The organism is Nocardioides sp. (genome assembly GCF_024509035.1).
Classification (GTDB): domain Bacteria; phylum Actinomycetota; class Actinomycetes; order Propionibacteriales; family Nocardioidaceae; genus Nocardioides.
In genome coordinates this window covers 1-9,482 of the sequence record NZ_JANINT010000073.1, presented here as the reverse complement: position 1 = coordinate 9,482, position 9,482 = coordinate 1, and the positions used below count along the sequence as shown (strand labels likewise).

At 70.2% G+C, this 9,482-nt stretch carries 7 protein-coding genes and 2 pseudogenes; 4 read left to right on the top strand and 5 right to left on the bottom strand.

Annotation, left to right across the window (positions count from 1 at the left end; all coding sequences use genetic code 11):
• A pseudogene (fbiC, locus tag Q0L15_RS06435) lies at window positions 1–313 on the top strand (7,8-didemethyl-8-hydroxy-5-deazariboflavin synthase); the annotation flags it as partial.
• A 3-nt stretch (window positions 314–316) separates the two neighbouring features.
• Here fbiC and Q0L15_RS06430 read toward each other — a convergent pair.
• The gene (locus Q0L15_RS06430; protein ID WP_296603076.1) at window positions 317–2,713 is read right to left on the bottom strand and encodes a phosphoketolase; all 2,397 of its coding nucleotides are present in this window, start codon (window positions 2,711–2,713) and stop codon (window positions 317–319) included.
• 92 nt (window positions 2,714–2,805) lie between these two features.
• Between Q0L15_RS06430 and Q0L15_RS06425 the strand changes: the two genes are divergently transcribed.
• The 3 genes from Q0L15_RS06425 (at window position 2,806) to Q0L15_RS06415 (ending at window position 4,463) form a co-directional block, all read left to right on the top strand.
• The gene (locus Q0L15_RS06425; RefSeq protein ID WP_296603074.1) at window positions 2,806–3,246 is read left to right on the top strand and encodes a DUF5709 domain-containing protein; all 441 of its coding nucleotides are present in this window, start codon (window positions 2,806–2,808) and stop codon (window positions 3,244–3,246) included.
• 66 nt (window positions 3,247–3,312) lie between these two features.
• Window positions 3,313–3,456 carry a GPGG-motif small membrane protein gene (locus Q0L15_RS06420; protein ID WP_296603073.1) on the top strand — a complete coding sequence of 48 codons (144 nt, stop codon included), beginning with the start codon at window positions 3,313–3,315 and terminating at the stop codon, window positions 3,454–3,456.
• Between the two features lie 152 nt (window positions 3,457–3,608).
• Window positions 3,609–4,463 carry a TIGR03619 family F420-dependent LLM class oxidoreductase gene (locus Q0L15_RS06415; protein ID WP_296603071.1) on the top strand — a complete coding sequence of 285 codons (855 nt, stop codon included), beginning with the start codon at window positions 3,609–3,611 and terminating at the stop codon, window positions 4,461–4,463.
• A gap of 30 nt (window positions 4,464–4,493) precedes the next feature.
• On the opposite strand, the gene Q0L15_RS06410 is transcribed toward Q0L15_RS06415, so the two are convergent.
• The 4 genes and pseudogenes from Q0L15_RS06410 to gabD2 all read right to left on the bottom strand — a co-directional run.
• Window positions 4,494–4,943, bottom strand: coding sequence for an SRPBCC family protein (locus tag Q0L15_RS06410; RefSeq protein WP_296603069.1), 450 nt, complete (start codon window positions 4,941–4,943; stop codon window positions 4,494–4,496).
• Between the two features lie 145 nt (window positions 4,944–5,088).
• The gene (gene guaA / locus Q0L15_RS06405) at window positions 5,089–6,672 is read right to left on the bottom strand and encodes a glutamine-hydrolyzing GMP synthase (protein ID WP_296603068.1); all 1,584 of its coding nucleotides are present in this window, start codon (window positions 6,670–6,672) and stop codon (window positions 5,089–5,091) included.
• Between the two features lie 874 nt (window positions 6,673–7,546).
• Window positions 7,547–9,259 (bottom strand): GMC family oxidoreductase, encoded by a 1,713-nt coding sequence (locus Q0L15_RS06400; protein ID WP_296603066.1) that lies wholly within the window; start codon window positions 9,257–9,259, stop codon window positions 7,547–7,549.
• Window positions 9,256–9,482, bottom strand: a pseudogene (gene gabD2, locus Q0L15_RS06395) (succinic semialdehyde dehydrogenase); the annotation flags it as partial. The pseudogene gabD2 and the gene Q0L15_RS06400, both read right to left, overlap by 4 nt.

The following is a 9,482-nucleotide window of genomic DNA, read 5'->3' as shown; positions in this document are numbered from 1 at the left end:
CGCCGGCGTCGCCCGGCCCGGCCCGACGCTGCGCGACAACCTCGCGGTGCACGCGCTGGCGCGGATCCTGCTGCACGGCCGGATCCGCAACATCCAGACCTCGTGGGTCAAGCTCGGTGTCGAGGGCACGCGCGCGATGCTGCAGGCGGGTGCGAACGACGTCGGCGGCACGTTGATGGAGGAGACGATCTCGCGGATGGCCGGCTCCGAGCACGGCTCGGCCAAGACGGTCGCCGAGCTCGAGGAGATCGGCGCGGGCATCGGCCGGCCGGTCGTCGAGCGCACCACGACGTACGCCCGACGACCGGCCTGAGGCTCAGGCCTCCGGGGCGTTGAGCTCCGGGTCCTCGGTGACGCGGCGAGGCCCGAAGGACCCCTCCCAGCTCCACTCGCGCACCTCGGGGAGGTCCTCGCCGTAGGTGCGGATGTACTGCTTGTGGCGGATCAGCGCGTTCTTGAACTCCTCACGCGCGGCGCCCGAGGTCGCCCGCAACCGAGGCAACCGGTCGATCACGTCGATCGCCAGGTTGTAGCGGTCCATGTGGTTGAGCACCGTCATGTCGAACGGCGTCGTCGTGGTGCCCTCCTCCTTGTAGCCGCGCACGTGGATGTTCGCGTGGTTGGTGCGCTTGTAGGTCAGCCGGTGGATCAGCCAGGGGTAGCCGTGGTAGGCGAAGATGACCGGTTTGTCGGTGGTGAACAGCGCGTCGAAGTCGGCGTCGGAGAACCCGTGCGGGTGCTCGCTCGCGGGCTGCAGACGCATCAGGTCGACCACGTTGACGAACCGGATGCGCAGGTCGGGCAGGTGCTCGCGCAGCAGCGCGACGGCGGCCAGCGCCTCCATCGTCGGGACGTCGCCGGCGCAGGCCATGACCACGTCGGGGCCCTCGTCGGTGTCGTTGGACGCCCACTCCCAGATGCCGGCCCCCTTGGTGCAGTGGACGATCGCCTCGTCCATGCCGAGGTACTGCAGCGCCGGCTGCTTGCCGGCGACCACGACGTTGACGTATTGCTTGCTGCGCAGGCAGTGGTCGGTCACCGACAGCAGCGTGTTGGCGTCCGGCGGCAGGTAGACGCGGACCACGTTGGCCTTCTTGTTGACCACGTGGTCGATGAAGCCCGGGTCCTGGTGGGAGAAGCCGTTGTGGTCCTGACGCCACACGTGCGAGGTGAGCAGGTAGTTGAGCGAGGCGACCGGACGCCGCCACTCGATCCGGTTGGTCGACTCCATCCACTTGGCGTGCTGGTTGAACATCGAGTCCACCAGGTGGATGAACGCCTCGTAGCAGGAGAAGAGCCCGTGACGACCCGTCAGCAGGTAACCCTCGAGCCAGCCCTGGCAGGTGTGCTCGGAGAGGATCTCCATGATCCGCCCGTCGGGGGCCAGGTGGTCGTCGTAGTCGAGGATCTCGGCGTTCCAGGTCCGGTTGGTCACCTCCATGACGTCCTGGAGCCGGTTGGAGGAGTTCTCGTCCGGGGCGAACAGTCGGAAGTTCTGCATGTTCTGGGCCATGACGTCGCGCAGGAAGCCACCCATCACCCGGGTCGCCTCCACGGCACCGGTGCCCGGCGCCTCGACCTCGACCGCGTAGTCGCGGAAGTCGGGCATCCGCAGCGGCTTGAGCAGCAGGCCGCCGTTGGCGTGCGGCGAGGCGCTCATCCGCATGTCGCCCTTGGGGTGCAGGGTGCGGATGTCGTCGGCCGGTGCGCCCTCCTCGTCGAAGAGCTCCTCGGGGCGGTAGCTGCGCATCCACTCCTCGAGCACCTCGCGGTGCGCGTCGTCACTGCGAGCGTTCGCGAACGGCACCTGGTGGGAGCGCCAGAAGCCCTCCACCCGCTTGCCGTCGACCTCCTTGGGGCCGGTCCAGCCCTTCGGCGAGCGCAGGATGATCATCGGCCACGCACGGCGCGGAGCCGTCCCGGACGACTCCCGCGCCTCGGCCTGGATCTCGGCGATCTCGTCGAGGCAGCGGTCCAGGGTCTCGGAGAACTCCGCGTGCATCTGCTCAGGGTCGGAGCCGGAGACGACGTACGGATTGTGTCCGTAGCCGCGCAGCAGCGCGAGCAGCTCCTCCTCCGGGATGCGGGCCAGGACCGTGGGGTTGGCGATCTTGTAGCCGTTGAGGTGCAGGATCGGCAGCACCGCGCCGTCGCGGCGCGGGTCGACGAACTTCGTGGAGTGCCAGCTGGTCGCGAGCGGACCGGTCTCGGCCTCCCCGTCGCCGACCACGGCCGCCACCACGAGGTCGGGGTTGTCGAACGCGGCGCCGTACGCGTGCGAGAGCGCGTAGCCCAGCTCACCGCCCTCGTGGATCGAGCCGGGGGTCTCGGGGGCGACGTGGCTGGGGATCCCGCCGGGGAAGGAGAACTGCTTGAACAGCCGCTGCATGCCGGCCGCGTCCTGCGACACGTCGGGGTAGACCTCGGAGTAGGTGCCCTCGAGGTAGGACGACGCCACCAGTCCCGGCCCGCCGTGGCCGGGACCGGTGATGAAGATCATCCGCTGGCGGCGGGCCATGATCGTGCGGTTGAGGTGCGCGTAGATGAAGTTGAGGCCCGGGGTCGTGCCCCAGTGACCCAGCAGCCGCGGCTTGACGTGGTCGGCCACGAGCGGCTCGCGCAGCAGCGGGTTGTCCATCAGGTAGATCTGGCCGACGGAGAGGTAGTTGGCGGCGCGCCACCAGCGGTCGAGGGTCTCCAGCGATGCATCCATGGCTTTACCGTTCCGGTTGCCCGAGACCCACGCAAGGGGCAATCAGACCGGTTTAGCGGTGGGCTAGCGTGGAGGTGACGAAGGAGGATCCCGTGAGCAGTCACAGCGAGGGCGAGTCGGAGATCTACGGCGACTACAGCGTCGACGACGAGGACCAGCCGAGCAACATCGAGGACCTCGGCGACGGCGACGTCGACGACGAGCTCGACCGCGGCTACTCGCCGCCCGAGCACTACTCCGCCGGCCAGGGCTACGGCAACACGCCCTGGGAGGAGGAGCACCGCGAGAACATCGACCAGCGGCTCCGCCAGGAGATCCCCGACACCGACCCCTACGCCGACACCGGGGACGAGGACGTCCTCGACGACGGCGAGGTCGGCACCCGGCGCGCCGGGCGGCTCGTCGACCTCGACGAGGGGCTCGGCGAGGACACCGAGAAGGACCTGGTCGGCACCGACGTCGGCATCGACGGCGCCGCAGCGTCGGCCGAGGAGGCCGCCATGCACATCGTGGAGGACGTCCCCGACGAGTGAACCTCCACCCGATCGGGTAATGACCTCTGGTCACACATGGGGGTCAATCAGAGGGAGGAAACATTCATGGTGTTCTTGCTGTGGATCCTGGCGGTGATCCTCGTGATCGCCGGCATCGTCCAGTTGTTCAAGGGCCAGATGCTGTGGGGCATCGTGCTGATCATCGTCGGCTTCGCCGTCGGTCCCGGCGGCTACAGCATCTTCAAGTAGCGACGTCGCGCCGGTGCGGGTTTCCCCGGCCGGCCGGTGAGACCCGCACGACACGCCGCAGCACACCGGCGTGTCGTGCGGGTCTCGGCCGCCAGGTCCCCCTCCTGCGGGGATCGGCGGCGAACAACGAGAACACGTTCTAGTGTGCTCCCGTGCGCTTCTCGATCAGCATGGCGTTCCAGCCCGTCGACCACCTGCTGCCCCTCGCCCGGGCCGCCGACGAGCTCGGCTACCACTCGATGGCCGTGCCCGACCACGTGGTCGACCTCGAGGAGCTGGCCACGCCGTACCCCTACACGGCCGACGGGGCGCGTCGCTGGGACTCCGGCACCGCCTGGCCCGACCCCTGGGTGCTGATCGGCGCCCTGGCAGCGGTCACCACCCGGCTGCGGTTCTTCACCTCCGTCTACGTGCCCGCCATCCGGAGCCCGTACCAGGTGGCCAAGAGCGTCGGGACCGCGGCGGTGCTCTCGGGCAACCGGGTCAGCCTGGGCGTCGGCATCGGCTGGTGCCGCGAGGAGTTCGAGCTGCTCGGCCAGGACTTCTCGACGCGAGGACGGCGCACCGACGAGGCGCTCGCCCTGATGGAGCAGCTCTGGACCCCGGGGTGGACCGAGTTCTACACCGCGCCGCGGCTCACGATGGAGCCGACGCCCACCGAGCGCATCCCGGTGCTGATCGGCGGCCTCTCGGAGATCGCCTTCCGGCGGGCAGCGCGGCACGACGGCTGGGTCGGCGACATCTACCCGACCGACGAGGCGATCACCCTGGCCGGTCGCCTCGCCGAGGTACGCCGGGAGGTTGGCGCCGAGGGCGAGTTCTCGGTGATCACCGCGCTGAGCGACGCCTTCCTGCCCGAGCACTTCGCGCGCGCCGAGGCCGGCGGGATCACCGACTGCTGGACGATGCCGTGGGCCTACTACCACGGCCTGGACGCCACCCTCGAGCAGAAGATCGACGGCCTGGAGTCGTTCGCCCGCGACGTGATCGGGCCGCTCCAGGGTTGAGGCTCCGATGGTGGGTCGGCGCCTCGGATCCTACGGGGTGCGTCCGGCGCTGCGCCGTTCGGCGATGTAGGCGAGCCGCCGCAGCGCCTCGACGTTGCGCCACTTCAGCTGGACGTCGCGCAGCGGCTTGGGCATCAGCAGCGCCGGGCCGCTGACCGCGTCCTCCTCGATGCTCACGTCGGTCTCGGTGCCGACCGCGTCCAGACGCACGACGACCCGGGCGGCGCCGGTGGGCCAGGCGCGGGCGTGCAGGACGAGCGTCGACCCGGGGGTCGACTCCAGCACCTCGGTGGTGTCGTCGAGCAGCATCGGCCAGGTGCCGACCGAGTGGTGCAGCTTGGCCCCGACGGCCGGCCAGCTGTCGTCGACCTCCCGCATCCGGGAGGCGCCCACCACCCACAGCGGGTAGAGCCAGCCGTCGGCCAGCACGTCCCACACCTGCTCGGGCGTGGCCTTCATCCTGCGCGTGTTGATCGACATGGCAGGGCGGTACCCACTCGGAAATGGAAGAACCGCCGGGGTCTCGGGTCCCCGGCGGTTCGTTGAAAACTCTAGCGGTTCACCCGAGCGTTGTCTCCGGTTCCGAAACAGGTCGTGGGGATGACCTTCGTCACTCGGCCCGCGCTCACTCCCACTCGATGGTGCCCGGGGGCTTGGAGGTGATGTCGACGGTGACCCGGTTGACCTCGCGCACCTCGTTGGTGATGCGCGTGGAGATCCGCTCGAGGACGTCGTACGGGAGCCGGGCCCAGTCGGCGGTCATCGCGTCCTCGGAGGTCACCGGGCGCAGGACGACCGGGTGGCCGTAGGTGCGGTGGTCACCCTGCACGCCGACGGAGCGTACGTCGGCGAGCAGCACGACCGGGAACTGCCAGATGTCACGGTCCAGGCCCGCGCGGGTGAGCTCCTCGCGAGCGATCGCGTCGGCCTCGCGCAGGATGTCGAGGCGCTCGCGGGTGACCTCGCCGATGATGCGGATGCCGAGACCGGGGCCGGGGAAGGGGTGCCGCCACACGATCTCGGCCGGCAGGCCGAGCTGCTCGCCGACCAGCCGGACCTCGTCCTTGAACAGGGTGCGCAGCGGCTCGACGAGCTCGAACTCCAGGTCGTCGGGCAGGCCGCCGACGTTGTGGTGGGACTTGATGTTGGAGGTACCCGCTCCCCCGCCGGACTCGACGACGTCGGGGTAGAGCGTGCCCTGGACGAGGAAGGCGACCTTCTCGGCCCCGTCGCCGGTGACCGCGTCGCCCAGGATCTCGGCCTCGGCGGCCTCGAAGACCCGGATGAACTCCCGGCCGATGATCTTGCGCTTCTCCTCGGGGTCGGTGACCCCGGCGAGCGCGTCGAGGAACTGCTTCTCGGCGTCGACGACCTTGAGGTCGACACCGGTGGCGGCCACGAAGTCGCGCTCGACCTGCTCGGTCTCGCCCTGGCGCATCAGGCCGTGGTCGACGTACACACAGGTGAGCCGGTCGCCGATCGCGCGCTGCACGATCGCAGCGGCGACCGCGGAGTCGACGCCGCCGGAGAGCCCGCAGATCGCCTGGCCGCGGTCGCCGATCTGGGCGCGGATCGCCTCGATCTGCTCCTCGACGATGTTGACCATCGTCCAGGTCTGGCGACAGTGCGCGATGTGGACGAGGAAGTGCTCGAGCACCTTCTGGCCGTGCTCGGTGTGCAGCACCTCGGGGTGCCACTGGACGCCGGCCAGGCCGCGGTCCACGTTCTCGAACGCCGCCACCGGCGTGCTGGCCGTGGAGGCGAGGACGTCGAAGCCGGCCGGGGCTGCGGCGACGGAGTCGCCGTGGGACATCCAGACGGTGTGCTGCTCGGGGATCTCGGCCAGCAGCGTGCCCGGCCGGGCGACCGTGACCGCCGTGCGCCCGTACTCGCGGGCGCCGGTGTGGGCGACCTCGCCACCCAGGCCCTGGGCCATGAGCTGGAAGCCGTAGCACATGCCGAACACCGGGGTGCCGGCCTCGAAGATCGACGGGTCAAGCGTCGGGGCGCCGGGCTCGTAGACCGAGGACGGGCCGCCGGAGAGGATGATCGCCTTCGGCTGCCGGGCCAGGATCTCCTCGACCGGCATCGTGTGGGGCACGATCTCGGAGTAGACGCGCGCCTCGCGCACCCGCCGGGCGATCAGCTGGGCGTACTGCGCCCCGAAGTCGACCACCAGGACCAGATCGTGCTCCGCCGCCGGGTTCATAGGGTCAGCCTATCGATCGCCGTGGGGACGCACGCACCTGACAGAACTGTCGTCCTCCGGCCGGATGAGGAGCATCTGCGTCTGGTGCGTGCGGGTCAGGAGGCGCGGTAGCCGAGCCAGACCGCCCGGTCGCCGTTCCCGAGGCCTCGGCGAGCGGCCACCGAGGAAGTGTCGACCCACCACTCCGGCTGCTCGAGGGTCCAGCGGCGCGGCGCGGTACCTGGCTCCGTACGGCGCTCTGCAGCCCGCCGGCGCTCCGCCCGCTGAACCAGCGCGCGCCCTGCCACGCGAGCGCCGCCCAACCGGTCGCTGCGGTGAGGCCGGGCGTCCCGAGGACCGCCTCGACGATCCGCTGGTCGAGCTGATCCGGGTCGCCGTCGGCCGGGACGTACAGGCCGCTGCCCACCCGACGCCAGCTCGGACCGCGAGCCTGTCCCGGGGTCGGCCCGGACCGGCCGGTGGGGTCGAGATGCACCGGGACGACGACGCCCGGGCGGGTGATCAGGTGCGACATGCGGCCGACCCTGCCCCGAGCGGCTGGTCCGGTGCGGAGCTTCTCCACAGGGCCGCTCACGCACCTGCCGGAGGTCTCGCACGCACCCGACGTATCTGTCGCTCGGACGCCCGATCCACGACAGATACGTCAGGTGCGTGGGAAAACGCCGACCCCAGGAACGCATCAGGGCCCGGCCGGGGAGGGAGGGATGGCCGGGCCCTGACCGTCCACGCTTCTGCTGGACAGAGCCTGGACATGGGACCCGGCGGTGGGAGGGAGCGTTATTACCGGGTCCGCTGGCTCAACGACGGGTCACGACCCGGGTCACGGGAGTTTCTCAGGTAATTTCTCCCGACTCCGTCCGGTTCACCCCTCTGGCTAGCTGACCCCCACGATCGGGAGCCGGAGGGCACCCGGGGCGTCGTCGGGCACCACCGGCGCGGCCGGGGCGACCGGCTCGATCCGGCGGTAGTCCGCACCCAGCGGCGGGCGCGGGTCGGCCTCCCCCTTGTTGGGCCAAAACGACATCGCGCGCTCAGCCTGGGCGGTGATCGTCAGCGACGGGTTGACGCCCAGGTTGGCCGAGATCGCCGACCCGTCGGCGATGTGCAGACCGGGGTGGCCGTAGACGCGCTGATAGGGGTCGACGACCCCGGTCTCCGGGGAGTCGCCGATCGCACAGCCGCCGAGGAAGTGGGCGGTCAGCGGCTTGTTGAAGGCGTCACCCACGGCGCTGCCCGGGAAGCCCCCGGTGAGCCTGGCCATGATCCGGATCGCCTCGTTGCCGGCCGGGATCCAGGTCGGGTTCGGCACGCCGTGACCCTGCTTGGAGGTCACGTAGCGCTTGCGGGTGCCGGGGATGCGCTTGGTGTAGAGCGTGATCGAGTTGTCGAGGCTCTGCATCACCAGCGCGATGATCGTGCGCTCCGACCAGTGCTTCATGTCGTAGAGGTCCCTGACCCGCGAGCGCTGGCGCCACATCTCGCGCAGCCAGGTGCGCCATCGCGGCTCGTCCCCGTCGCCGTCGGTGAGCACCGACTGGAGCAGCGACATCAGGTTGCTGCCCGGGCCGTAGCGGACCGGCTCGATGTGGGTGTTGGGGTCGGGGTGGAAGCTGCTGGTGATCGAGACGCCCTGGCTGTAGTCGACCGAGAGGTCCGGAGCGACCACGCCGCCGATCGACTCGGAGTTGGTGCGCGAGAGGTAGCCGAGCCGGTCGGAGAGCCGGGGCAGGTGCCCCTCGTCCTTCATCCGGTGCAGCAGCCGCTGGGTGCCGAGCGCCGACGCGGCGAAGACGACCTGCTCGGCGGTCAGCACCCGCCGCACCGAGGGCCGGCTGACCTTGGCCTTGGTGTAGCGGATGTGGACGTCGTACCCGCCACCGTCGCGCGGCCGGACCCGGGTGACCGTGGTCAGCGGCATCACCTTCGCGCCGTTGCGCTCGGCGAGGTAGAGGTAGTTCTTCATCAGGGTGTTCTTGGCGTTGTGACGGCACCCGGTCATGCACGAGCCGCAGCCGATGCACGTACGCCGGTCGGGCCCGACGCCCCCGAAGAACGGGTCGTCGACGGTCTGGCCCATGCCCGCGCCCGGTCCGCCGAAGAACACGCCGACCGGGGTCGGGTGGAAGGTGTGGCCCACGCCCATCTCGGTGGCGACCTTCTCCATGACGTCGTCCGAGGGCGTGCGGAGTGGGTTCTCGACCACGCCGAGCATCCGCTTGGCCTGGTCGTAGTAGGGCGCGAGCTCGGACTTCCAGTCGGTGATGTGGCTCCACTGGGCGTCGGCGTAGAACGCGGGCAGCGGCTCGTAGAGCGTGTTGGCGTAGACCAGCGACCCGCCGCCGACACCGGCGCCCGAGACGATCAGGCAGTCCCTGAGAGCGTCGATGCGCTGGATGCCGTAGCAGCCGACCTCGGGGCGGAAGAGGTACCTCGACACCTCGAAGGAGGTCTCGGGGAAGTCGTGGTCGTCGAAGCGGGCCCCCGCCTCGATCACGCCGACCTTGTAGCCCTTCTCGGTGAGCCGCAGCGCCGTGACGGACCCGCCGAAGCCGGAGCCGACGACGAGGACGTCGTAGTCGAAGCTCATGCTCGTCCCACCTTCTTCATCAGTCGCAGGTTCGCGTTCATGACCTTGGCGTAGGTCTCGTCGGACATGCCGTAGTGCGGGCCGAACCGGACCAGCCGCTGGGTGGCCACGGCCTGGGTCTCGGTGAAGCGCCGGATGCCCTCGGCGCCCTGGCGCCGGCCGGTGCCCGAGTCGCGCATGCCGCCCATGGGGGCGTCGATGCTCGCGAACGTCGCGGCGAACG

Excerpts from the sequence above, each read along its gene's own strand:
- Q0L15_RS06420 (WP_296603073.1), top strand. The coding sequence starts at position 3,313 with ATGGTGTTCTTGCTGTGGATCCTGGCGGTGATCCTCGTGATCGCCGGC.
- Q0L15_RS06430 (WP_296603076.1), bottom strand. The coding sequence starts at position 2,713 with ATGGATGCATCGCTGGAGACCCTCGACCGCTGGTGGCGCGCCGCCAAC.
- Q0L15_RS06410 (WP_296603069.1), bottom strand. The coding sequence starts at position 4,943 with ATGTCGATCAACACGCGCAGGATGAAGGCCACGCCCGAGCAGGTGTGG.
- guaA (WP_296603068.1), bottom strand. The coding sequence starts at position 6,672 with ATGAACCCGGCGGCGGAGCACGATCTGGTCCTGGTGGTCGACTTCGGG.
- Q0L15_RS06400 (WP_296603066.1), bottom strand. The coding sequence starts at position 9,259 with ATGAGCTTCGACTACGACGTCCTCGTCGTCGGCTCCGGCTTCGGCGGG.